This is a genomic window from Micromonospora sp. WMMD1219, from assembly GCF_049315215.1.
Lineage (GTDB): Bacteria > Actinomycetota > Actinomycetes > Mycobacteriales > Micromonosporaceae > Micromonospora > Micromonospora tulbaghiae.
Window position 1 is genome coordinate 4,584,413 of sequence record NZ_CP186057.1, and the last position, 23,550, is coordinate 4,607,962.

Annotated in this window: 24 protein-coding genes; 7 read left to right on the forward strand and 17 right to left on the reverse strand. The window is 73.9% G+C overall.

The window, feature by feature from the left end; translation table 11 throughout:
- Positions 1–45 precede the first annotated feature (45 nt).
- The 11 genes from ACN27C_RS21395 to ACN27C_RS21445 form a co-directional block, all read right to left on the reverse strand.
- Positions 46–432 (reverse strand): nuclear transport factor 2 family protein, encoded by a 387-nt coding sequence (locus ACN27C_RS21395; protein ID WP_120569452.1) that lies wholly within the window; start codon positions 430–432, stop codon positions 46–48.
- Positions 432–743, reverse strand: coding sequence for a hypothetical protein (locus ACN27C_RS21400; RefSeq protein WP_120569453.1), 312 nt, complete (start codon positions 741–743; stop codon positions 432–434). Before ACN27C_RS21400 ends, ACN27C_RS21395 begins: the two co-directional genes overlap by 1 nt.
- The gene (locus ACN27C_RS21405) at positions 743–1,819 is read right to left on the reverse strand and encodes a class I SAM-dependent methyltransferase (protein WP_422747674.1); all 1,077 of its coding nucleotides are present in this window, start codon (positions 1,817–1,819) and stop codon (positions 743–745) included. The genes ACN27C_RS21400 and ACN27C_RS21405 overlap by 1 nt, the downstream gene beginning before the upstream one ends.
- A 63-nt stretch (positions 1,820–1,882) precedes the next feature.
- Positions 1,883–3,910, reverse strand: coding sequence for an FAD-dependent oxidoreductase (locus tag ACN27C_RS21410; RefSeq protein ID WP_422747676.1), 2,028 nt, complete (start codon positions 3,908–3,910; stop codon positions 1,883–1,885).
- A 488-nt stretch (positions 3,911–4,398) separates the two neighbouring features.
- The gene (locus ACN27C_RS21415; RefSeq protein ID WP_357794887.1) at positions 4,399–4,983 is read right to left on the reverse strand and encodes a TetR/AcrR family transcriptional regulator; all 585 of its coding nucleotides are present in this window, start codon (positions 4,981–4,983) and stop codon (positions 4,399–4,401) included.
- A 62-nt stretch (positions 4,984–5,045) separates the two neighbouring features.
- Complete coding sequence (locus ACN27C_RS21420; protein WP_357794884.1) at positions 5,046–5,771, reverse strand: ABC transporter ATP-binding protein; 726 nt, start codon at positions 5,769–5,771, stop codon at positions 5,046–5,048.
- A complete protein-coding gene (locus ACN27C_RS21425; RefSeq protein ID WP_120569458.1) occupies positions 5,768–6,898 on the reverse strand; it encodes an ABC transporter permease in 1,131 nt (376 codons plus the stop codon). Before ACN27C_RS21425 ends, ACN27C_RS21420 begins: the two co-directional genes overlap by 4 nt.
- Positions 6,899–7,033: 135 nt before the next feature.
- On the reverse strand, positions 7,034–7,450 hold the full coding sequence (locus tag ACN27C_RS21430) for a DUF6069 family protein (RefSeq protein ID WP_252448047.1): 417 nt from the start codon (positions 7,448–7,450) through the stop codon (positions 7,034–7,036).
- Positions 7,443–7,910, reverse strand: coding sequence for an SRPBCC family protein (locus ACN27C_RS21435; RefSeq protein ID WP_358171595.1), 468 nt, complete (start codon positions 7,908–7,910; stop codon positions 7,443–7,445). Before ACN27C_RS21435 ends, ACN27C_RS21430 begins: the two co-directional genes overlap by 8 nt.
- Positions 7,864–8,244, reverse strand: coding sequence for an ArsR/SmtB family transcription factor (locus tag ACN27C_RS21440; RefSeq protein ID WP_120573738.1), 381 nt, complete (start codon positions 8,242–8,244; stop codon positions 7,864–7,866). The genes ACN27C_RS21435 and ACN27C_RS21440 overlap by 47 nt, the downstream gene beginning before the upstream one ends.
- A gap of 145 nt (positions 8,245–8,389) precedes the next feature.
- Complete coding sequence (locus ACN27C_RS21445) at positions 8,390–9,760, reverse strand: PHB depolymerase family esterase (RefSeq protein WP_422751664.1); 1,371 nt, start codon at positions 9,758–9,760, stop codon at positions 8,390–8,392.
- A gap of 255 nt (positions 9,761–10,015) precedes the next feature.
- On the opposite strand from ACN27C_RS21445, the gene ACN27C_RS21450 reads away from it, so the two are divergent.
- The 4 genes from ACN27C_RS21450 to ACN27C_RS21465 all read left to right on the forward strand — a co-directional run bounded on the left by ACN27C_RS21450 (position 10,016) and on the right by ACN27C_RS21465 (position 13,913).
- Positions 10,016–10,978, forward strand: a complete 963-nt coding sequence (locus ACN27C_RS21450; RefSeq protein ID WP_422747680.1) for a PaaX family transcriptional regulator C-terminal domain-containing protein — start codon at positions 10,016–10,018, stop codon at positions 10,976–10,978.
- Positions 10,969–12,222, forward strand: coding sequence for a cytochrome P450 (locus tag ACN27C_RS21455; RefSeq protein WP_422747682.1), 1,254 nt, complete (start codon positions 10,969–10,971; stop codon positions 12,220–12,222). Before ACN27C_RS21450 ends, ACN27C_RS21455 begins: the two co-directional genes overlap by 10 nt.
- A gap of 96 nt (positions 12,223–12,318) precedes the next feature.
- The gene (locus ACN27C_RS21460) at positions 12,319–12,579 is read left to right on the forward strand and encodes an acyl carrier protein (protein WP_091417045.1); all 261 of its coding nucleotides are present in this window, start codon (positions 12,319–12,321) and stop codon (positions 12,577–12,579) included.
- Positions 12,580–12,644: 65 nt separating this feature from the next.
- Entirely contained in the window at positions 12,645–13,913 is a 1,269-nt protein-coding gene (locus ACN27C_RS21465) for a beta-ketoacyl-[acyl-carrier-protein] synthase family protein (RefSeq protein ID WP_422747684.1), read from the forward strand.
- Here ACN27C_RS21465 and ACN27C_RS21470 read toward each other — a convergent pair.
- From ACN27C_RS21470 to ACN27C_RS21480, 3 genes are all read right to left on the reverse strand, one after another.
- The gene (locus tag ACN27C_RS21470) at positions 13,900–15,213 is read right to left on the reverse strand and encodes a glycosyltransferase family 2 protein (protein WP_422747686.1); all 1,314 of its coding nucleotides are present in this window, start codon (positions 15,211–15,213) and stop codon (positions 13,900–13,902) included. The two genes, ACN27C_RS21465 and ACN27C_RS21470, sit on opposite strands and share 14 nt — an antisense overlap.
- Before the next feature lie 11 nt (positions 15,214–15,224).
- Positions 15,225–15,506: a phosphopantetheine-binding protein gene (locus ACN27C_RS21475; RefSeq protein WP_121685325.1), complete on the reverse strand. Its 282-nt coding sequence runs from the start codon at positions 15,504–15,506 to the stop codon at positions 15,225–15,227.
- Positions 15,507–15,580: 74 nt separating this feature from the next.
- Positions 15,581–16,261 carry a 4'-phosphopantetheinyl transferase family protein gene (locus tag ACN27C_RS21480; RefSeq protein WP_422747688.1) on the reverse strand — a complete coding sequence of 227 codons (681 nt, stop codon included), beginning with the start codon at positions 16,259–16,261 and terminating at the stop codon, positions 15,581–15,583.
- A 65-nt stretch (positions 16,262–16,326) separates the two neighbouring features.
- On the opposite strand from ACN27C_RS21480, the gene ACN27C_RS21485 reads away from it, so the two are divergent.
- Entirely contained in the window at positions 16,327–17,736 is a 1,410-nt protein-coding gene (locus ACN27C_RS21485; protein ID WP_121685327.1) for a condensation domain-containing protein, read from the forward strand.
- A gap of 4 nt (positions 17,737–17,740) precedes the next feature.
- Here the strand turns inward: ACN27C_RS21485 and ACN27C_RS21490 are convergent, their stop codons facing one another.
- On the reverse strand, positions 17,741–18,943 hold the full coding sequence (locus ACN27C_RS21490; RefSeq protein WP_422747691.1) for a cytochrome P450: 1,203 nt from the start codon (positions 18,941–18,943) through the stop codon (positions 17,741–17,743).
- Positions 18,944–18,953: 10 nt separating this feature from the next.
- Positions 18,954–20,117 carry a nucleotide disphospho-sugar-binding domain-containing protein gene (locus ACN27C_RS21495; protein WP_422747693.1) on the reverse strand — a complete coding sequence of 388 codons (1,164 nt, stop codon included), beginning with the start codon at positions 20,115–20,117 and terminating at the stop codon, positions 18,954–18,956.
- 157 nt (positions 20,118–20,274) lie between these two features.
- On the opposite strand from ACN27C_RS21495, the gene ACN27C_RS21500 reads away from it, so the two are divergent.
- Positions 20,275–21,486: a cytochrome P450 gene (locus ACN27C_RS21500; RefSeq protein WP_422747695.1), complete on the forward strand. Its 1,212-nt coding sequence runs from the start codon at positions 20,275–20,277 to the stop codon at positions 21,484–21,486.
- A gap of 7 nt (positions 21,487–21,493) precedes the next feature.
- Here ACN27C_RS21500 and ACN27C_RS21505 read toward each other — a convergent pair whose 3' ends face one another.
- On the reverse strand, positions 21,494–22,357 hold the full coding sequence (locus ACN27C_RS21505; RefSeq protein WP_350814689.1) for a TauD/TfdA dioxygenase family protein: 864 nt from the start codon (positions 22,355–22,357) through the stop codon (positions 21,494–21,496).
- Positions 22,358–22,518: 161 nt separating this feature from the next.
- Here ACN27C_RS21505 and ACN27C_RS21510 point away from each other — a divergent pair, with 161 nt between their 5' ends.
- Positions 22,519–23,544: a methyltransferase gene (locus tag ACN27C_RS21510; RefSeq protein ID WP_358171607.1), complete on the forward strand. Its 1,026-nt coding sequence runs from the start codon at positions 22,519–22,521 to the stop codon at positions 23,542–23,544.
- Positions 23,545–23,550: the final 6 nt, after the last annotated feature.

The window sequence follows — 23,550 nt, forward strand, 5'->3', positions numbered from 1 at the left end:
TCGGGGGAGACCGCCTCCGCCGCCGTGACGGCGGAGGCGGGGGAATCAGCTGTCGCGCTGCTGCGCGACCAGGGCCAGATCGTTGTAGACGTGCTGCTCGACGATCAGTCCGCCGTCGAGCACGAACACGTCCGCGTAGCGGATGTCCTCGAACGGAGTGCCGTCGAGCCATTCCCCGTACAGCCGCCCGAGCGAGGTCACAGTGACCCGCCCGTCGGCGTCACCCACCAGGTAGCGGTCCCGGTGCTTGCGCACCCACCGGTAGGTTCCGGTCGACGCGGCCGCCATCTCCCGCAGCGACGAGTACTCCCGGCCGCCCGGGAAGACCAACCGCGCCTGCGCCGCGAGAAAGCGGCCTGCTTCGTCGAGCTCGCGGTCCTCGCACAGTTGCAGGTACCTGTCGATCAGGCCGGGCGCGTCCGGTGTGCTCATCAGCCGGTCTTCTCGCTCAGGGCCGCCTCCCACTGGTCCCGCAGCGGGTGCTCCGCGGGGCCGTGCTCGGTGAGGATGCGCATGAGGCGGGCCAGCAGCTCGTCCCGCTCCCGGTCGAGGACCCGCTGCTCCTCCTCGGTCGAGACGAAGCCGTCGACGGCGCCCGCGGTGAGCGCGCCGGAACGGACCAGCAGCGCCTCGACGACGCGTACCCGCTGGCGGGTCACGTGCAGCTCGGTGGAGAGCTGCAGCACCAGGTCGAGCAGCTTGCCGACCTTGGGGTCCCCGAAGTAGTCGAACTCGGTGCTCATCACGCCTCCGGCTTGGTCGCGGCCAGTACGGCCCAGGGGAAGTGCCACTCGGGACGGTCGCCCCAGCCCTGCGGCTGGACGCCGTTGCGGCGCTCGTCGAACGGGGTCCACGACACGTCGGTCAGGCCGGCCTCGGTGCAGACCTCGATCAGGTCCGAACCGAACAGGTCGTGGAAGAACGGCTCGTTGTTGCGCTCGGCGTGCTCGTAGACGGTGGCGTCGCGCAGCGGGTCGCCGGTGAGCATGAACTCCAGGAAGCGCAGCGAGCCGCCCGGCTTGAGCAGGCGCGCGGCCTCCACGATCGTTTCCCGGATCGCGGCGGCCGGCATCTCGTGCAGCACCATCGTGCCGGTGACCACGTCGCAGCTGTCCGACTCGATGCCGGTGGCCCGGCCGTCGGCCTGCCGGTAGTCGATCGCGACTCCGGTCGCCTCGGCCTCGGCGTGGGCCAGGCGCAGACCGGGTGCGGCCAGGTCCACGCCGATCACCTCCGCGGTCGGGTACTTGGCCGGCAGCGGGCGGGTGCTCTTGCCGAAACCGCACCCGATGTCGACGATCCGGGTCGCCGCGGGCAGCTCGGGCAGCGCGGTCTGGGCGAACAGCGTGTGGAACTTGTAGCCGTCGTTGTCGCGCAGCATGACGATGCGCGCGCCGAACTCGTACACGTAGGCCGACATGTCGTCGGAGAAGAAGCTGCCGGGCTGGATGTGGATGTCGTAGTCGGTGTACCAGTCGGGCAGTTCCAGGTCGGGGTTCAGCTCCAGCGAGCCCTTCGGCTGCTCGGGCAGCGAGGTGAGCTGGTCGGTCAGCTCCTCGCGGCGGCTGAGCACCGCGTCGCCGGCGACCTTCCACAGCATCTTCTGCTGCACCCGCTCCAGGTGGCTGAACCACGGGTAGAGCGGAAGACCACGCAGCACCTGACCGGCGTCGGCGATCGTCGTGGCCGACGCCCCGGTGGCGCCGTACTCCTCGCGCAGCGCCGGGTAGACGGTGTCCGCCCAGCGCTTGCGCAGGCCGAGGACGAAGTCCACGGCGGAACGCTCATCCAGGGTGAGGCGCTCCTCGATGTCCAGCATGCTTGTCTCCTCTACAGGTGGGGGAGGTCCGGTCCGCGGTGCACCGCGACCGGGGTGGACGGGTCAGTGGGCGTACCGCACGCGCTGGGCGGACGCGGTGTCGAAGGCGCCGAGGAACGCGCCGGCCATCCGTCCCTCGTAGACGGCCTCGAAGGCGGTGCGGGGGGCGTTCGCGTCACCGACGACGTGGACGCGAGGGCCGTCGGGCAGCGCGTCGAGCTGCCGGTACAACTCGTCCGCGGCCTGCGCCGAGCCGCCGTCGACGACCGTGGTGACATCCTCGACGATGGTCTCGCCGCCGGCGAGCGGGCCGCCGAGGGCCACCGCCGTGGCGCCCGCCGCGCGGGCGGTCCGCATCGGGTGGACCGCGATCCCCAGGTCCGCGAAGCGCTTGAGCAGCGCCAGCCGCGAGTACGTGGTGATCTTGGCGCTCACCGTGGCGGTGGGGGAGACGAGGTGGACCCGGGCACCCCGCCGGGCGAGCGCCTCCGCGACCGAGGCCGCCGACCAGGTGCCCTCGTCGTCGAGCACGACGACGGCGCCGGCGGGCCGGTGGCCGGGGTCGGCCAGGTCGTCCACGGCCTGCCAGATGTCAATCACCGGCGGGCCGCCGGGCAGCTCGCGGCGGGCGGGCCGGGAACCGGTGGCGAGGACGACGTCCTGGTAGTCGCCGGCCAGCACGTCCTCGACGCCGGCACGGTGGCCGAGCCGGACCGGGATGCCGGCGGTCTCGACGTCGCGGGCCAGGTCGCGGGTGAGCAGACCGAGCCGCTCCCGTCCGGGTACGCGAGCGGCCACCTCCACCTGACCGCCGAGGTGGTCGCGCGCCTCGACCACCGTCACCCGGTGCCCGGCCCGGTGCGCGGAGAGGGCGGCCTCCAGCCCGGCCGGCCCGCCGCCGACGACGAGGACGTTCCGCGCGCCGGACGGCCCGGGCAGCTCCGGCCAGGCGTCGGCCCACTCCCGCTCGGCGCCGACCTCCGGGTTCACCACGCAGGAGATCGGCAGGCTGGTCTCCAGGCGGCCGATGCAGCCCTGGTTGCAGGCCAGGCAGGCGCGTACCTCGTGCTGGCGGCCCTGTTCGGCCTTGCGCACCAGGTGCGGGTCGGCGATGTGCGGGCGGGCCAGGCCGACCAGGTCGGCCTCGCCCGCGGCGACGAGTTCGGCGGCCTCCGGCAGGCTGTCCAGCCGGCACACCGCGAGCACCGGCAGGTCCGGGAACTCGCGCTTGAACAGCGCCGCGTGGTGCCGGAACGGGGCGTGGCCGAAGCTCATGTCCGCCATCTGGGTCGCGAGCGACCAGCTGCCGTGGTAGGCGGAGTGGCTGACGTGCACGTAGGCGAGGGGGAACTCGGCGCGCAGCTTTCCGACGATCTCCAGCACCGCGGCCGGGTCGAGGCCGCCGGGCAGGAACTCGTCGGCGCTGACCCGCAGCCCGACGGGCAGCTCGGGGGCGGCGGCGAGCACCGCGGTCAGCACCTCGCGGGTCAGGCGCATCCGGTTGTCGAGGCTGCCGCCGTACGCGTCGTCGCGGGTGTTCGTGTGCGGGGAGAGGAACTGCTGGAGCAGGTGGCCGTGGCCGGCGTGCACCTCCAGGCCGTCGAAGCCGGCCTCGCGCATCCGCCGCGCGGCGGCGGCGAACGCGGCGACGACGACGGCGATGTCCCGGCGTCCCATCGCGTGCGGCACGTGCGAGCCGGCCGCCCACGGCACCGGCGACGAGGACCAGGCGGCGGTACGGGTCGCGTCGCCGTTGGCCTGCCGTCCGGCGTGCATGATCTGGGCGAACATGCGTGCCCCGTGCTCGTGCACGGCCTCGGTCACCGCCGCGTACGCCGGGATCGACGAGTCGTCGAAGCTGCCGAGGCTGATGCTGCGGCCCGCGCTCGTGGGGTGCACGCGGATCGCCTCGGTGATGATCAGGCCGACACCGCCGCGCGCCCGCTCCGCGTGGTAGGCGACGTGGCGACGGGTGGGCACATTGTTCAGTCCGAAGTTGGTGGTGTGGCCGGGGACGAAGACCCGGTTCCGCAGGGTGAGGCGACCGAGCCTGGTGGGGGAGAGAAGAGCGAGAAGCTTGTCGTCAGGCATGCCTCGGACTTCCTGTTTCGGGCCGCACTCGGCGAGGCCGAGAGCGTTCGGATGAACCGTACGCCGTTCGATTGAGTGGAACGGTAGGGCCGGGTTCACATGCCGTCAACGGGCTACTGATCAGTAACTTAGTCCGCCGCACCACCTCTGAGCTGCTGTTCCACTAGGCGGAACGGTGACCGATGATGACCGTCGATGCGGCGGTCGATCGTTCGGTTCCTCCTGATCGGACGACAGTGCCGGCCGCCGATCCCTGGTCGGTGGCCCGCGCCGATCGTTCGGACGGCTGCGCCGGACCGTGTCGGTGGGCGTCCTCCGGGTATGCGGATGCGCCTCCGGGTGCCGGCTGCGGACGCGCGTCGGCCCGGGTCGTCGACCGGGCGCGCACCCGTGGTGCGGCTGCCGGCGACGACCCGGGCCGTCGTTGTTCAGCAGGCGTGGTGACGGCCGGGCGCCGTCGCGCCGCGCCGGAGGTCAGGGGCGGGCGGTCAGCCGGCGTCCGGGCGCAGGTACGGGGTGAGCAGCTCGCGGCCGAGGCCGGTGGCGGCCGTGAGGTCGAGACCGTTCTCGATCATCCGGCTGAGGGCGTAGACGACCGACTGGACGAGCTCCGCCATCCGGTCCGGGTCGCTCGCCCCGTGCTCGGTGAGCGCGGCGCGCAACGGGGCCTCGAGGCTGTCGTGCAGCAGCCGGCTGGAGGTCGCCAGCACCTCGCTGTTGCCCGCCGACGCCAGCGCCCGGGCCAGTGCGTGGTCGCCCCGGGCAACCAGTTGCAGGTTGGCCTCGACGTACGCCAGGATTCTCGCCCCCGGCGTGCGGGCCTCGGCCATCCGCTTCTCGACGAAGGCCGACCACCGGGGGAAGGTGTCGGCGACCAGCACGTCGAACATGTCGGTGCGGGACTTGAAGTACGAGTACGCGCTGGACCGGGCCAGCCCGGCGTGCCGGGCGACGTCGGCCAGGCTCGGGATCTGCTCCGGGTGCTCGGAGAGCAGGGTGCGGGCGGCGTCGAGCAACGCCGCCCGCTGCGCGGCCCGGTGTTCCGCGACGGTCGAGGCTTGGATCTTCGGCACACCGACCTCCCCGTGTCTCCCGCCGCCCGTGTCCGGTCCGCGTCGCTCCCTGCTCGTCGCCGTCAGCTGCTCGTGGCCAGCTTGCCGTCGATCATCTCGTAGATGGTGTCACAGTATTGCAGCACGTCGTGATCGTGAGTGACCATCACGACGGCCACCGAGCGCTCCCGCGCCTCCTGGGCGAGCAGCTGGACGATGTCGTGGCTGCGGGCCCGGTCCAGGGCCGCCGTCGGCTCGTCCACCAGCAGCACCGAGGGCTCGGTCATCAGCGCCCGGGCGATGCCGACGCGCTGGCGCTCGCCGCCGGAGAGCTGGTGCGGCCGGCGGTCGGCCTTACCGGCCAGGCCGACGTGCGCGAGCATCTCCAGCGGGTCGCGCCCGGACCGCTCCCGTCGCCCGCCCAGCCGCAGCGGCAGGCGCAGCTGGTCGGCGGCGGTCAGCGCGGGGAGCAGGTTGCCCGACTGGAACACGAACCCCACGTGCCGTCGGCGCAGCTCGGTGCGCGCCCGGCGGCTGGACACGGTCATGTCGTGCCCGGCCACGGTGACGGTGCCCTCGTCGGGGCGGGCCAGCCCGCCGGCGACGGCGAGCAGGCTGGACTTGCCGGCGCCGGAGGGCCCGACGATCGCGGCCAGCTCGCCCGGCGCGACGGTCAGGTCGACGTCGTCGAGCGCGTGCACGGTCTCCGCGCCGTCGCCGTGCCGCAGGTGGACGCCGCGCATGACCAGGCCGAGGTCGGCCGGGATGGTGCCCGGCGTCGAGGGGGACGGTGTGGTCCGGCTGCTCATCGGTTGCCTCCCAGGGCGGTCGCCGGGTCGATGGAGGTGAGGCGGACGACTGCGGCTGCCGCGCCGACCAGGCCGAGCACGAGCAGCCCGGCCGCGGCGGCGGCGATGCTCTGCGGGTGCAGCGCGAACGGGACGTTGCCGCCGGAGATCAGCGCGCCGAGGCCGAGGCCGATCCCCATGCCGACGGCGATGGCGAGGGCCAGCAGGATCAGTGCCTGGGTGAGGGCGTCGCGCAGCACCCAGCGGGTCGAGGCGCCCAGCGCCCGCAGCACGGCGACCTCCTGCTTGCGCTGGATCGCCCAGACCGCGAAGAACGCGCCGGCCACGAGCGCCGAGATCGCGTAGAGGAAGCCCTGGATCAGCTGGAGCGTTGTCGTCTCGGCGGTGTAGCCCGGCGAGGCGCCGTATGACTCGTCGAGCGTCAGGCTCTCCGTGCCCGCCGCCTTGTCGCCCGCGGCCAGGTCCACCGAGTCGCCGTCGGCCGCGCGGACCGCGACGGCGGTGATCTCCTGGGCCGCCTGCGCCGGCGTCTGCGCGCCGGCCGGGGTGCCGGACTTGACCGCCTGCCATGTCGCCAGCGGCACGTACGCCACGTCGACGTGGCCGAAGGTGTCCTGCTGCTGGGTGACGCCGACGACGCGCAGCCGCGTGCCCAGCCGGTCCACCGTCACGGTGTCGCCGACGCGCAGGCCCGCGTCGATGGCGGTGGGGCTCACCACGATCCCGTCCGCCGGGCCGAGCCGGTCGCCCTCGCTGACGGCGGGCGACAGGAACGAGTCGGTCTCGACGCCGAACAGGGCCAGGTCGACCTCGGTGCCCCCGTCGGTACGCCCGTTGACGAGCGTGTTGCCGAACGGCGTCGCCTCCGCCACGCCCGGCTGGTCGCGCCAGGTGTCCACCGCCGAGGCGTCCACCACGCTGCGCGAGAACGCCGAGTCGTGCTGCACTCCGTGGGCGAAGGCGAACGAGGTGACCGGCAGGTTCTGCAGGCCGGAGACACCGTCGCGGACCAGCCCGACGGACAGGCCGGACAGCATCACCATCAGCACCGAGATCAGCGCGATCACGGCCCCCATCAAGGCGAATCGCAGCCGCGCGAACCCCAGCTCGCGAATGGCCAGGAACATCAGCCGCCACCTCTCAAACTTGTCGACACCATGTCGTCATGTTAACAACGCGGTGTCGGCAAAAAGGGCCGGTGGTGGGTGTCTACCCGGCCACACCCGGTGACGGCGGGCGGGCGCGGCCGGTAGCGCCCGGCCTCAGGCGGCGACCGGGCCGGCGGTGGCGCGGCGACCGAGAGCGGTCACCGCGACGACGATGATCGGGGCGAGCGTGAGGTGGCACACCGCCAGCGTGATCGTGCTGGTGGTGTCCAGGTCGGCGGGCAGCGTCATGGTGGCGATCGTGAGCACCGCGAGCGCCGGGCCGATGATCAGCGCCGCCCGGACCACCCAGGCGAACCGGGACGCCAGCAGGGCGACGGCGGTGAGCCCGAGCGCCAGCGGCAGCGCGCTGAAGCCCGCGACGGTCACCGCGTCGACCTCGACCCGCCGGCCGTCGGCGGTGAACAGGAAGCTGCCGCCGGCCGCCCTGCCGATCGCGTACACGATCAGGTTGACGACCACCGCGGCGGCGGTGGCGAGCGCGACGACGGCGGTGCGGGACAGGTCAGCCACGGGAGGTCTCCTCTGCGTGCTCTCGGACCAGGTAAGCCTCGATGCGGGCGAACGCCCCGGCCCAGACCTCGCCGGCGAAGAAGTCGCGCAGGTCCGGGGTCGGGAAGCCGCTCTGCACCACTGTCATCAGCGTGCCGCCGTCCCTCGCCTCGAAGGTGACCTCGATGCGCGTGGTCATGGTCGTGCCGTCCGGGCCGGTGCCCGTGGACTCGGTGACCAGCCGGCGCGGGCGGTCGATCTCCAGGAACGTCTGCGTCTCACGGAACAGCATGTCGGGGGACGGACCCCAGACGGCGGTCTGCCTCCCGCCGACCCGCAGGTCGACGTCGATCTCCACGATGCCGGGCTCCTCGTCCAGGATGCCGAACCAGATCTTCTGTTTGCCGGCGTCGGTGTAGGCGTCGAACGCCTCGTCAGGGGTGCCCGGAAGGTGTCGTGTCACCCGTATGTGGAGCGTCATGGTCGCGGTCCTCCGTGGTGAGTGTGAGATAGGCGTCGAGGCCGTCGAGGCGGCGCGCCCAGAGCCGTCGGTAGAAGGCGATCCAGGCCATGGCCGAGTCCAGTGGCGCCTCGCTGAGCCGGCACTGCCGGGACCGGCCGACCTTGCGCGTCACCACGAGGCCCGCGTCCTCCAGCGCGCGCACGTGCTTGCGCATGCCGGTGAGGCTCATCCCGGTGGGCTCGGTCAGCTCGCTGATGGTGGCCGGGCCCGCGCCGAGCCGGATCAGGATGTCGCGTCGGGTGGGGTCGGCCAGGCTGGCGAACACCCGGTCGAGCGTCTCTTGCTGAACCACGAGGTTCACCGTACGACACTGAACCGTTCGGTTCAACGTTATGCCGCAGGTGGGCTGGTGCACGCGTGAAACGGCCCCGCGACCTCTCGGGTCGCGGGGCCGTCCCCGGCGCCGTGGGAAGAAACGCCGGAGTGCGGGGTGCCGGTCAGGTCAGCGTGCAGGGTGAGCCGTTGAGGCTGAACGAGCCGGGCCGGGCGGTGTTGCCGGTGTGCGTGGCCTGGAAGCCGATGGTGGTCGAGCCACGGGCCGGGATGACCGCGTTGTACGCGAGGTTGCGCGCGGTCACCTGGCCCGAGGCGGGGGAGTAGGACGCGTTCCAGCCCGAGGTGATGGTCTGGCCGCCGGGCAGCGTGAACACCAGCGACCAGCCGTTCACCGCGGCGGTGCCGGTGTTGGTGACGGTGATGTTCTCGGTCAGCCCGTTGTTCCAGGCGTTCAGCTCGATGCTCACCGAGCAGGCGCTGGTGCCGGGCGGCGGGGTGGTCGGGCCCGGCGGGGGTGTGGTGGGACCGGGCGGCGGCGTGGTCGGGCCCGGCGGGGGCGTGGTCGGGCCGGGCGGGGGTGTGGTCGGACCGGGCGGCGGCGTGGTCGGACCGGGCGTGCCGGTCAGGCCGAAGAACGCCACCGCGGCCGCGGCCATGCCGGCAGACGGCAGGCTGTGCCCGGCACCCTGGATGCTGTACGCCTCGACCTGGACGGTGCCGTTGGCGTCGGCGTAGCGCCGCCGGTTCCAGCCGGACTGCGGCGTGTCGGTGGACGTCGGGTTCTGGCTGAGGCCGAACACGTTCGTCCACTGCTCGATCGTCTCCTGGAGCAGCGAGTACGGCACCAGCGTGTCGTTGGTGCCGTGCCACAACTGCACCCGGGGGCGGGGCCCGGTGTAGCCGGGGTACGCCTGGCGGACCGCGTCACCCCACTGCTGCGGGGTGCGGTTCATGTTCCCGCCGGTGCACTGGCTGGAGCCGGGGGGATAGTCGGCGGCGCCGGCGAAGCAGTTGAACGGCACGCCCATGAAGGCCGCGCCGGCCTTGAAGACGTCCGGGTAGAGCGCCAGCATGTGGTTGGTCATCATGCCGCCGGACGAGCTGCCGGTGGCGTAGACCCGGTCCGGGTCGGCGCCGTACTGCTGCTGGACGTAGCGGACCATCGAGATGAGCGACACCGGGTCGCTGCCGCCGCCGCGTCGCTTGGCCGCGTCGGACCAGGTGTCGAAGCAGTTGCCGAAGCCGGCCTGCTGGGTCGCGCTGGGGTAGATCACGATGAACCCGTACCGGTCGGCCAGCCCGGCGAACTCGCTGCCGGAGTAGAAGCCGGGGCCGGAACCGCCACAGCCGTGCATGGCCACCACTGTGGCCGGCCGGGCCGGGCGGGCGTCCGGCACGTAGACGTGCATGCGCATCCGGCCGGGGTTGTCGCCGAAGCTGGTCACCTCGGTCAGCGACGCCGCGTACGCGGGTTGGACGGCGGGGATCACCAGGCCGGCCGCCACCAGCGACGCGGCCAGGGCCACCACCATCTTGGCTCTGATTCTCACGGAGACTCCTTCGATCGCCCTGTGCGGGCGGGGACGGGCGGGTGCGCGCCGCGCCAGCGACCCGGGCCGCCGCGGTGTCGCGCCTCACCCACTGACGTGGATCGCCCGGCCCGGCTCCGTCGTATGGCACATAGTGTTCCGGCCGGACGCCGAAGTGTCAATCGATGTGTTCCGATGAGCTGCGGCGGCGTTCGTCTACAGTCGGTGCACCGTCCCTGAGCCGAGCCCGGAGCGCGTGTGGCAAGCCCGTTCGACATCGAGGAGATCTACCCGGACGAGGGGCCGGCGCCGCGGCTGCCCCGGCGGCAGGCCGGCACCTCGCCGCAGAGCGTCGCGGTGACGCTCCTGACCGACTACACGCTGCGTACCCGCGCCGCGCTGCCGTCCGCGGCGATCGTCGCGCTGCTCGGCGAGGCCGGCGTGACCAGCGCCGGCGCGCGTACCGCGATCAGCCGGCTGGCCCGCCGCGGTGTGCTGGAGGGCGCCCGCCAGGGCCGCAACAGCTTCTACCGGCTCAGTCGCGCCGCCGCCGCCGACCTGTCCGCCGGCGGGAACTGGATCACCGCCTCCACGGCCGAGACGCAGGCGTGGGACGGGTGCTGGACCATCGTCGCCTTCTCGCTGCCGCAGGACCACGGCACCCAGCGCCGGGCGCTGCGCGGCCAGTTGCGCTGGCTCGGCTTCGCGCCGCTCTACGACGGGCTGTGGATCTCGCCGTACGAGCTGGCCGGGCCGGCGCGGGCCCGGCTCGCCCAGCTCGCCCTCGGTGCGGTCACGGTCTTCCGGGGGCGGCAGGACGCGCTGGACGCGATCGGCCAGCGCGCTCCCGTGGACGCCTGGGACGTCGACGCGATCAGCGGGCACTACGAGGCGTTCCTGCGCCGGTGGACGCCGCTGGTGTCGCGGCTCGGGTCCGTCGACGGCGCCGCCGCCGTGCGGGCCCGGACCGAGGTGATGGACACGTACCGGCGGTTTCCCACGCTCGACCCGCGGCTGCCGCTGGAACTGCTGCCCGCCGGATGGCCGCGCCGGGCGGCCCGGGACCTGTTCGCGGCCGTCTACGACGGTCTTGCCGACGCCGCCGAGGCCCACGTCCGGGCGGTCGTCGCGCGGTTCGCCGACCCGGTGCCGCCCGGCATCCGGGCGCACACCACCGCCGACATGCTCGCCGGCGTACGCGAGGAGCGGCCGTGCGCGTGACGATCTCCCTCGACGAGCTGCTCGGTGACGAGGTGCGGCGCGACCCGTACCCGTTCTACGCCCGGCTGCACGAGGCGGGGGAGGCGGTCGCGCTGCGGCCGGCCGACCCGCACGCGCTCGTCGTGCACGGGTACGACGCGGTCAACCGGGTGCTGCGCGACCCCGTCTTCCGGGTGCTCGGCGCCGACTACCTGGACCGGGCCGGGGTGCGCTGGCGCGAGCACCAGGTCATCCGGATCCTCCAGTCGTCGATGCTCAACGCCGCCGAGGGGGACCACCTGCGGGTCCGGCACCTGTTCTCCCAGGCGCTCACCCCGCGCCGGGTCGCCGCGCTGGAACCGGCCATCGGGCGCATCGCCGACGGCCTGCTCGACGGACTCGCCGCGGACGGCGCGGACGGCCGCCCGGTCGACTTCATGGCCCGCTTCGCGCTGCGGCTGCCCAGTGACGTCATCGGCGAGCTGCTCGGCGTGCCGGAGGCGGACCGGGAGTGGTTCCCGTCCCGGGTCCGCGCGTTCGACGCGGTGCTGGAGATCGGCCGCCGGTCCATGCGCGAGGTCCGGGCCGCCAACGTCGCGGCGGCGGAGCTGACCGCGTACTTCACCGACCTGGTCGCCGCGCGCCGGGAGCGGCCGCGCGACGACTTCGTCTCGGCGCTGCTGCGCGGCCTGGACGCCGAACCCGGCCGGATGACCGCCGACGAGCTGCTGGCCAACCTGATCATCATGTACAACGCCGGGTTCCGGACCACCGCGAACCTGCTCGGCAACGGGCTGGTGCTGCTCACCGAGCGGCCGGCCGCGCGGGACGCGTTGCGCGCCGATCCGTCGCTGGCCGCGTCGTACGTCGAGGAGATCCTGCGGTACGAGCCGCCGGTGCACTTCGCGGTCCGCTACGCCGCCGCGGACACCGAGGTCGCCGGCCTGCCGGTGACGGCCGGGCGGACGGTGGTGGTGCTGACCGGCGCCGCGAACCGGGATCCGCGCCGCTTCCCCGACCCGGACCGGTTCGACCCGTCCCGCACCGACAACCGGCACCTGGCGTTCAGCGCCGGGCCGCACTACTGCTTCGGGGCGACGCTGGCCCGCGCCGAGGGACGACTGGTGCTGCCCCGCCTGCTGGACCGCTTCCCGGCGCTGGCCGCCGAGCCCGGGCCGCGCCGCGCGCTGATGCTGCGCGGGTACGACCGGCTGCCGGTACGGCTGGCCGACCGGGCACCTTGCCAAACCAACCCGATCGAGTAAGGTCGATGCTACGCGGAGTGTCCGCTCCGCGCCTCACACGTTCCGTCGAGCAGGTCGAGCGCGCCGCCAGGACGCCGTGGAAGGGAAACACCGGACATGACCGACGAGATCCGCGCGTTCCTCCTCGCCGCACTCACCGAGATGAAGTACGACGTCTCCGACGTCGACGACGACACCGTCTTCGGCCCGGCCGGGCTCGACGTGGACTCCCTCGGCCTGGCCGAGCTGGCGGTGCGCGTGGAGGACCGGTTCGGGGTCGCCTTCGACGACGACGAGGCGGAGGAACTCGCCATGATGACGGTCGGCGAGTTCAGCCGGGCCGTGGCGGCGCGCATCGCACCGGCCTCGGCGCACTGACCGATGCCGGCGCACCGCACCCGGCCGCGCCGCGTCCCGGCGGCCCGGCCGGCACACCGGGGCCGGTGAGCGTGCGCGAACCGGTCACCGTCACCGGGATCGGGCTGGTCAGCCCGGTCGGCTCCACCGCCGCCGAGGTGTTCGACGCGGTCTGCGACGGCCGGTCCGGGCTGTCCCGCCCGCCCACCGGCCATCCGCTGCACGGCGTGGTCGACGTCGCCGCGTTCGCCCCGGCGATCGACCCGGCGAGCGTGCTGCCCGGCCCGGAGTCCCGCGTCGTGGACCGGTCGATCGTGATGGTGCTGCGCGCCGCCGAGGACGCGCTCGCCGACGCCGGACTGCGGATCGGCCACGACGTCGACCCGTACCGGGTCGCGGCCGTCGTCTCCGGCGTCGGCGGTCTGTCCATGCTGGAGGAACAGGTGCTCGGCCGCGCCGCGCGGGGCCGGTTCGGGGTCAGCCCGTACATGCTGCCCGGGACGCTGCCGAACATGGGCGCGGCCCGCATCGCGATCAAGTTCGGCATCCACGGCTACACCTCGTCCATCGGCACGGCGTGCGCGGCCGGGGCGCAGTCGATCGGCGAGGCGCTGCGCATCCTGCGCGCCGGGGAGGCGGACGTGGTGCTCGCCGGATGCGCCGAGGCGCCGCTGTTCCCGACCTTCGCGTACGCGTTCGGCAACGCCCGGGCGCTCGCCCGCGGCTGGGCCGACCCGGCCGCCGCGAGCCGCCCCTTCGACAGGCGCCGCAACGGGCTCGTCCTCGGCGAGGGCGCCGGGGTGTTCGTGCTGGAACGCGCCGCGCACGCCGCCGCGCGCGGCGCCCACCGCCACGCCGACGTGCTCGGCTGGGGTGCCACGAACGACGCCCACCACCCGACCACGCCGCGCCCCGACGGCGCCGGCGCGGCCGCGTGCATGCGGATGGCCGTCCGCGACGCCGGGCTGGTGCCGACCGACATCGGGTACGTCAACGCGCACGGCACCAGCACCCGGGCCGGGGACGCCGCCGAGCTGGCCGCGCTCACCGAGGTCTACCGGGCCGGCCCGCCGCCGCTGAGTTCGACAAAGGGCGTCACCGGGCACATGCTCGGCGTCTCCGGCGTGATCGAGGCCGCGATCGCGGTCGAGGCGCTGCGTCGCGGCCTGCTGCCGCCCACGCACAACCTGGACGACCCGGAGCGGGCGGGCGAGGTCGACCACATCCGCGAGAAGGCGCGGGTGGCGGCGGTGGACGCGGTGCTGTCCAACTCCTTCGGCTTCGGCGGCCACAACGTCAGCCTGGTCCTGGCGCGCCCGTCCCGACCGGCGGCCGGGGACCTCAGCGGAGCGTGATCACCGTGGCGGTGTCGTACGCGGCGACGGCGACGGTGAAGTGCGGGCGCAGCATGTCGGCCACGTAGTCGAGGTCGGCGACCAGCGGCACCGGCAGCAGGGCCCGCTGGTCCGGGCCGGTACGGGTGGCGACCAGCTCGATCCGGTCGGCCTTGAGCAGCCCACGGGTGAGGAACGCGGGCAGGTCCTCGGGCAGCAGGCACCGCCACATGTCGACGTTGACGATCACGTCCAGCGCGCCGGCCTTGAACTGCTGGAGCACGGTGCCGAGCAGGTGCGAGTTCGTCTCGCCGACCGGCGAGTCGTGGTCGAACGTGTGCGACCCGGCACCCAGGGCCAGCGCGGACACGCCGTTGCCGACGACCAGGGCCGCGCTGCCCGTCAGCTCGTCGCGCAGCGACGCGGGCAGGACGTCCGGCCGGCCCAGCCCACCGGCCCGGTACGCCTCGATGGCCTGGCCGTAGAGCCGGATCCGGCCCAGGTGCCGGCCGAACGTGTTGAGCCCGTACAGCACCTCGACGTCGTAGCGCAGGTGCTTGCGCAGCAGGTACTTCATGTTGTCCATCGAGGCGAGCCCGTTGGACGTCTTGCGGAAGTGCGGCAGGTGGTAGGAGAGTGCGTCGACGTCCAGCCGGAACAGCCCCGGCGGGGCGCCGTGCAGGTGGAACACCCGGTAGAAGAAGTCGAGGTCCTCGAAGCCCCACTTGACCATCGCCTCGTCGAAGCCGCCGACCCGCCGGAACGACTCGTGGTCCACCGAGGCGTTGTGGGTCAGGCCCAGCACCCAGGGGGCGCTCGGGAAGTCGTCCATCCGCTGCGGAAGGGCGATGTCCTCCAGCCGCGGGTCGCCGCGCTCGGCGTCGAGCATCGACGGGGCGACCGGCTCACCCCGGCGCAGCGCGTCCGCGCCGGCCCAGTCCAGGTCGTACCGCTGGCCGAGCAGCACCCCCGGCCGGCCGGCCCGCCCGGCGTGGAAGTCGCGGTGCCGTTGCAGCAGCCCGGGATGCGCCACCGTGTCGGCGTCCAGGAACATCAGCGTGTCCGCGCGGGCCCGCGCCGCCGCCGCGTTTCGGTTGGCGCTGCGGCCCCGGTTCCGCTCGCTGCGGACGTAGTCGATCCGCAGCCGGTCCCGGTACGCGTCCACCACCGGGCCCAGCGCCACGGCCGAGCCGTCGTCACCGACGACCACCTCGAAGTCCCCGGACGGCAGCGTCTGCCGGGTCAGCGAGCGCAGCGTCGCGTCGAGCGCTGACGCGTTCTCGTGCGCGGGCACCACCACGCTCAGGCCGGGCCGGTCCATGGTCGGCCCGGTCAGCGCGGGGTGGAGTTGGCGGTGATGTAGTCGGCCAGGTCGCCGAGCGTGGCCATCCGGTCCTCGTCCAGCTCCTCGACGTCGATCTGGATCTCCAGCTCGTCCTCCAGCGCCAGCAGCAGCTCCAGGCCGAGGGAGGAACTGAGGCCGAGCTCGTCCATCAGCTGGGTCTGCTCGGTGACCGGGGCGTCCGGCCGGAGCATCCGGGTCAGCAGCAGGGTCAGGCGGGCCACGACCTGGTCACGGGGCGGGGCGTCGTGTGCTAGCACCGGTGGTCCCACGAGTCGATCATGCGCGTCGGCATGGAGCCATCAGAGCAGGGGACATCGGCGGGTGTCAACGGGTACGGCGATCGTCACCGATCGTGACCGAGGCTGGTGCGGCACTCGACGGCGTACGGCCGGTCGCCGGCGAGCGCGACCGCCACCGCGTACCCGGCGGGCGTGGGCAGGTCGGCGAGCCGGTGCGGGCCGGCCGGGTCGACGCACTCGACCACGTCGCCCCGGTGCACCGGCATCCCGAGGTTGGGCCACAGCCGGCCCCCCGCCGCCTTGACGGCCGCCTCCTTGCGCGCCCACAGCCGGGTGAACCGCAGCGTCCGGCCGGCCGGGTCCGGTCCGGCCGCGACGTGCCGCGCCTCCCGGGGGTGGAAGAAGCGCGCGGCCGCCGACACCGGATCCCCGCCCGGCGCGACGTGCTGGATGTCCACCCCGACCGGACGGCCCTCGCTGAGCGCGACCGCCACGAGACCGCCGGAGTACGACAGGCTCGTGTGCAGCCCGCTCCACGGTGCGGTCAGCGCCGGTTTGCCGTACCGGCCCCGGCGCCAGGTCAGCGCCGCCGGTGGCGTGCCGGTGGCCCCTCCGGCCAGGACGCGCAGCGCGCCGTGCGCCACCGTGAACCGGTCCCGCAGCACCCCGGTGCCGAACCGCGCGGCCCGGTCCCTCTCGTCCGCGTCGAGCACCGCCCGGTACCGGGCCAGCTCGTCCGCCGGCACCGCTGCCGCAAGGATCCAGACCCGGACGGCGTCCCGCATGGACGGCAGCGTAACCGTGCGCGCTCACGTTGACACACGCCGATACGCGTTGCTCTGATGAACGGGTGTTCGCGCAGACGGTCCAGGCCCAGGTTCCCGTGCCGTTCGCCGGGCCGGGCGCCGGCACCGCGCCCCTGACCTGGGGGCAGAAGGCCATCATGCAGGACATGCGGGAGACCGGCTGGACGCACAACGTCAGCGGTGCCCACCCGGTGCCGGCGGGTGTCACGGTCGAGCAGGTCGCGGCCGAGTTCGCCGCGCTGATGGCCCGCCATCCGGCGTTGCGGATGCGGCTGGGCGACGGCGACGGGAGCGGCCCGTGCCAGGTCGTGTCGGGAAGCGGCGAGACGGTCCTGGACGTGGTGGACGTACCCGACGACGCCGACCCGGCCGACGTGGCCGCGTTCGCCTACGACCTGGGCCACGCCCGCCTGCTGAGCCACTACGACCTCTACCGGGACTGGTCGGTGAAGATGGCGGTGATCCGGCACCGGGGCGCCCTGGTGCACCGGGTGCTGACGATCGACCACCTCGTGGTGGACGGCACCGCCACGTCCCTGATCCTGGCCGACCTCGGCCTGGCCGGCCGGCCGGTCCGCCGGGTCGCCGACCCGCGTACCGTGCAGATCCTCGACCTCGGCCGGCGGGAGGCGACGCCGCCGCTGCGCCGGGTCAGCGACCGGGCCGTGCGTCACTGGGCCGGACACCTGCGCGACGTCCCGCCGCTGACGTTCGGTGAGCCGGCCGCCGGTGGGCGCCGGGGTCACCGGTACTGGCACGGCCGGTTCAGCTCGCCCGCGGCGTACCTGGCGGTGCGGGCCGTCGCGGCGCGGACCCGCACCGACACCTCCCGCGTGCTGCTCGCGGTCATCGCGGTCGCGATCGGCCGGGCCACCGGCGTCAGCCCGCTCACCGCCAAGCTCATCGTCGGCAACCGGTTCCGGCCGGGCTTCGCCGAGGCCGTCGCCCCGCTCAGCCAGAACGGCGTGCTGCGCGTCGACACCGCCGACACCACTGTGGACGAGGTGGTGGCGCGCGCCCGCCGGGCCGCGGTCTCCGCCGGGAAGTACGCCTACTACGACCCGGCCCAGCTCGCCGAGGTGGCGGACCGGCTGGACGCGGAACGCGGGTACCCGGCCCGGATCACCTGCCGGATCAACGACCGGCGGGTGACCACCCGGCAGGCGGCCGACGGAGGGCTGCACGACGACCCGGTGACCGCCGAGCGGATCCGCCGCCGGGCGGACGAGACGTTCCTGGTCTGGGACGGCCCGCTGGACCACCTGCCCGAGCAGATGTTCATCACCGTCGAGGACCAGCCGGAGACGGTCCTCCTCCAGGTGATCTTCGACTTCGGCTGCTTCACCGAGGAGCAGGCGGAACGGCTGCTGCGCGGCGTGGAGGAGGTGGCGGTGGAGGCGGCTCTCGATCCCGCCGCGCCGACCCGGGTCACCCCCGGGTCGGCGGGCGGCTGACCGGTCACCGGTCCCAGGTCACCGGCAGCGACTCCAGGCTGCGCACCACCAGCCCCGGCCGGAACCGCAGCTCCGACTCGTCGACCGCGAGCCGCAGCCCGGGCAGCCGCCGCAGCAGTGCGCCCAGCGCCTCCTGCAACTCCATCCGGGCCAGCGCCGCGCCCAGGCAGTGGTGCGGGCCGGCACCGAACGCCAGATGCGGGTTGTGCACACGGGCCAGGTCGAGCGTGTCCGCGCCCGGGAACACGGTGGCGTCCCGGTTCGCCGACGCGATCGCCGGCAGCACCGCGGCGCCGGCCGGCAGGCGTACGCCGCCCAGCTCCACCTCCTCGGTCGTGACCCGGGGCAGCAGCACCCCGTTGTCGCCGAGCTGGATGAAGCGGGACAGTTCCTCGACCGCCCGGGCGACCGCCACCGGATCGTCGCCGCGCAGCCCGGCGAGCTGCTCGGGATGGCGGGCCAGCACGAGCAGGAACAGGTTGAGCTGGTTGGTGGTGGTCTCGTGCCCGCCCACGAAGATCCCGGCGGTGACCGAGACCAGCTCCCGTTCGGTCAGGTCGTCGTGTTCGTCCCAGACCGCGATGAGCGCGCTCATCAGGTCGTCGCCGGGCTCGCGGCGCCGCTGGTCGATCAGCTCACGGAACGCCTCCAGTGCGGCCCGGGGCGCCTCCGGGTCGGCGTCCCAGTCGCCGACGAGCGCGTCCGACCACTGGCGTACCCGCTCCCGGTCCCGGTCGGGGATGCCGAACAGCGTGCTGATCACGGAGATCGGCAGGGGGCCGGAGACGTGCGTGATCAGGTCGGCCGGCGGACCGGCCGCCTCCAGGTCGTCGATCATCCGGTCGACGAGCGCCGCCACCCGCGGGCGCAGCTCCTCCACCCGGCGGACGGTGAACGCGTGCGAGACGGCCCGGCGCATCGTGGTGTGCCGCGGCGGGTCCATCCCGATCAGCGAATCCTCGGCGAGCGAGCCCAGTTCCCGGGTCGGGCGGTTCGGGCCGGCCGCGGCGGCCCGGCTGAACCGCTGGTCGGTGAAGACCCGGCGCACGTCGGCGTGCCGGGTGGCCAGGTAGGCGCACGCCCCGTCGGGCAGCTCGACCCGGGCCACCGGGCACGTCTCGCGCATCCGGGCGTAGTCCGGCGACGGGTGGTAGATCGTCGGAGCCGGCGCGAGCGGGTAGGTGATGGACGGTGGCTCCTGCGTCATCTGCGACTCCTCAGATCGGGCCGCCCCGGGCCAGGGCGGCGAGCGTCGGCACGAGTTCGGCGGGGGAGGGCATGGCGTGGACCCGGTCACGCATCAGCGCCGCGGCCCGCCGCCGGGGGCCGTCGCCGACCAGCTCGCCGACGAGATCCCGTACCGCGGTGGCGGTGGCGCGCTCGCCCGCCAGCCAGGCGCCGGCGCCGGTGACCGCCAGCCGCCCGGCGTTGAAGTGCTGGTCGCTGACCTGCGGCAGGACGAGCTGTGGCACGCCGTACGTGAGCGCGGTCATGGTGGTGCCGGCCCCGCCCTGCTGCACCAGGGCGGCGCAGGTCGGCAGCACCAGCCGTACCGCCAGGGGCCCGTCGACCAGGCGGACCCGGGCCGGGAGCGGCCCCAGCCCCTCGTGCTGGCGCGGTTCGACCACCACGACGACCTCCACGTCGAGCCCGGCCACCGCCCGGACCACGCCGCCCAGGTCGAGCCGGTCGTGCAGCCCGGCGCCGGCCATCATGGTGCCCGCCGTGACGCACACCCGGGGCCGGTCCGCCGGGCGGCGCAGCCAGTCCGGCACCACGGCCGGACCGTTGTACGGCACGAACCGCACCGGGCGGCCGGGGCGCCGCATCGGCACCTGCATGGGCGGCGGCACCGGATCGAGCGTCAGCCCGCCGTCCAGCGGCACGTCGGCGGCGGAGAGCCCGAACCTGGCGGCCAGCGGTCCGATCACCTCGTCCGGGTCCAGGCGCAGCGTGGTCGAGGAGTCCGGCCCCCACAGGTTCAGCACGCCCGGCACGCCCAGCGCGGCGGCGGCCACCGGTGCGGCCAGGTTGAAGGGTTCCCAGAGGACCAGGTCCGGCCGCCAGGACCGGCCGAAGCCGACCAGGTCGTCGAGGACGGCGTCGGCGAACCGGACCACCCCGCCGTCGGCGGTGATCGCCGGCTCGACGGCGCCGGCCGGCGCGGAACCGGCGAGCGGGGCCACCGCGCCGATCCGGCCCGCGAACGCCTCGGCGAAGTCGACGTCCGCGCCCAGCGGTACGGCGGCGAGCCCGGCCGCGCTGATCGTGGCGGCCATCGACGGGTGACTGGCCACCCGCACCTCGTGGCCGGCGGCCTGCAACGCCCAGCCGAGCGGTACCAGGCTGTAGAAATGCGACCGCCAGCCCCACGTCGACATCAGAATTCGCAGCGGCGCAGTCAAATCCCACCAATCCGCGCGGCGAAACGGCAGCCCTGGAGAACCGATGCTAGGGGATCGGCACCGGTACGCGGAAGGTCGCGGACCGATGCCACGGATATTGACGCCGGACGAACCGATGCTGGACTCTTAGCCGATGTCGGACGTGGACCGCGATCAGCCGGCCGGTGGCGCCGTGACAGTCAATTCCGGGCTGCGTTCCTATCCGTTCGAACCGTTCACCGGCGACCTTCCCGCCGAGCTGCTGGAGATGGTCGTGGCCGAGCCGGTCAGCCGGGTGCGGTTGCCCGACGGGCGGGCGGCCTGGCTCGTGCTCGGCTACGAGCACTGCTGCACCGTCCTGGCCGATCCCCGGTTCTCCCGGCTTCCGCCGGGCGCGACAGCGACACCGGACGGCGGCGGCCCTCGGGAGCTGAACATGGACGGTGCGGCGCACGCCGTGGTGCGGCGGATGGCCGGCCGCGCGTTCACCGCCCGGCGCATCGGCACGTTCCGGCCCCGGGTGCAGCGGCTGGTGGACGAGCTGGTCGACGCCATGCTCGCCGGTCCGCGCCCGGCCGACGTGGTGGCCGGGCTGGTGGCGCCGCTACCGGTGCTGGTGGTGTGCGACGTGCTCGGCGTGCCGGCCGCCGATCGGCCCCGGTTCTACGGCTGGATCGAGGGGCTGAACTCGGTCACCGCGTACGGCTCGGCCGCCGCCGCGACCGCGCAGGCGGAACTGCGGGACTACCTGGCCGGCCAGCTCGCGCGCAAGCGGGCCGAGCCCGGTGACGACCTGCTCTCGGCCTGGGTCCGCGGCGGAGACGCGCACGAGCTGGCCGACGCCGAACTGGTCGAGCTGGCCATGGGCGTGCTGCTCGGCGGGCTGGAGATCAACTCCACGAGCGCCGGCCTGCTCGCGCTGTTCCAGCACCCGGAGCAGTTGGCGAAGCTGCGCGCCGCGCCGGGCAAGCTTCCCGCGGCCACCGACGAGATCCTGCGCTACACGTCGGTGAGCGCCATGTTCCGGGTGCAGGTGGTCCGCGAGGACCTGGTCCTCGGCGGGGTCGCGATGCGGGCCGGCGACTGCGTGATGGCGATCCCGTGGGCCGGCAACCGCGACCCCCGGTTCTTCCCCGAGCCGAACGTCTTCGACATCGACCGCCGGCCCGGCGTGCCGCACCTGACGTTCGGCTTCGGGCCGCACTTCTGCCTGGGCACGGCGCTGGGCCGGATGCAGGTGGAGCTGTCGCTCGGCGCGCTGCTGACCCGGATGCCGGCGCTGTCGCCTGCCGTGCCGCTTGCGGAGATCCCGTGGCGGCACGACCGGATGAACGGCGGCATCGCCTCCTTCCCGGTCACCTGGTGACCGGCGGTCAGTAGCTCTCCACCGCGTTGACCCGGCCCGGCCAGTAGCGCTCGCCGGGTGCCGGCACGTAGTGCTCCCACCGGGGCGGGTTCCCGGCCGGGTGGTCGCCGAGCACGGTGATCCGCTGCCCGCGCCGCAGGCCGTCGTAGTCGTTGACGGCGTAGTGCTGGGTGACCCGGTTGTCCCACACCGCGACGTCCCCGGTCCGCCAGCGGTACCGGCAGGTGAACTGGGGGCTCTCGGAGAAGGTGAACAGGTGCTCCAGCAGCGCGTCGCTCTCGTTGCGCGTCAGTTGCGGGATGTGCGAGGTGAACAGCCGGTTGACGTACAGCGAGCGGCGCCCGGTCTCCGGGTGCACCCGGACCACCGGATGTTCGGCGCGGCTGGTGAACTCGGTGCCGATCCGGATGACGTGGACGGCGGTCAGCCCGTCGAGCAGGTCCCGCATCGGCGCGGAGAGCGCCTCGTAGACCCGGCACTGGTTGGTCCACATGGTGTCGCCGCCGACCTCGGGCAGCTGGATCAGGTGCAGGATCGAGGCGATCGGCGGGCTCTGGTGGAACGTCATGTCGGTGTGCCAGACGTCGACCTTGCCGCCGTCGGCGGAGTCGATCACGACGATCTCCGGGTGCCCGTCCAGCCGGGGCAGATACGGGTGCAGCTCCACCTCGCCGAAGCGGCGGCCGAACGCGACGTGCGCCTGCGGCGTCAGCCCGGTCTGGCCGGCCAGGAACACCACCTGGTGCTTCAGCAGCAGGTCGTGGATCAGCGCGAAGCCCTCGTCGGTGAGCGTGTTCAGGTCGATGCCGTGGACCTCGGCGCCCAGCGCGCCGGAGACGAGCCGGACCTCGGCCGCGATGGATGTGGTCATCGATGATCCCTCCGGTCTGCGCGCCACGGCTGGTCCGCGCATTGTTCCACGTCCATGAATGTCCTAACCAGCCGTCGTCGTTGACTCACCCGCCGTACGCCTGGAAGCATTCGCACCGGCGGGGGCGGCGGTGCCGGCCCGCGACGCGGGAGGAGGCGCCGGTGTCGATCGATGCCCCGATCGAGGGTGACGCGGGGGAGCGGCTCGACCGGCTCACCGACCTGGCCACCCCGTTCGCGGTACGCACGGCGGTGACGCTGCGCGTGCCGGACCGGATCGCCGCGGGCGTCACCGGTCTGGGCGAGCTGGCCGACGCCTGCGGCGCGGACGTCTCCGCGCTGGGCCGGCTGCTGCGCTACCTCGTGCACCGGGGCGTGTTCGTCGAGGTGTCGCCGGACGTGTTCGGCCTGACCGACGTCGGCGAGCTGCTCTGCGACCGCGACGGCGGCGGCCACGGCGCCTACCTGGACCTCGCCGGTCTCGGCGCGCGGATGGACCTGGCGTGGACGGGCCTGCCGCACGCGATCCGCACCGGCGGACCCGGCTACCGGGAGGTGCACGGGCGCGACTTCTGGGCCGACCTCGACGCCCACCCGGGCCACCGCGCCTACTTCGACGCGCTGATGCTCAGCCAGCAGCGGTTCACCGCGCCGGAGGTCGCGGCGCTCTACCCCTGGCACGAGGTCGGGCACGTGGTCGACGTGGCCGGGGGCGCGGGCGGGCTGCTGCGGGAGGTGCTGGGCGCCCATCCGCACCTGCGGGGCACGCTCGTCGACCGCGACGAGCCGGTGGCCACCGCCGCCGCGACCTTCGCCGCGTGCGGCCTCGCCGACCGGGCCGGGGCCGTGGTCGGGGACTTCTTCGCCCCGCTGCCGCCCGGCGCCGACGTGTACGTGGTCTCCCGCGCGCTCACCGACTGGAGCGACGCCCACGCCACCGCGATCCTGCGGCGCTGCGCCGAGGCGGCCGGGAGTACGGGCCGGGTGCTCGTCATCGAGGTGCTGCCGACGGTGCCGCACGTGCCGCACCTGTCGCCGTACGACCTGCGCATGCTGGTGCTCGTCGGTGGTCGCGAGCGCGGGCTGCCCGAGTTCGCCGTGCTGGCCGCCGCCGCGGGACTGGCGCCCCGGCGCACCTACCACGGCACCGACGGGCTGACGCTCATGGAGTTCGCCGCCGGCGCCTGAGCGGGC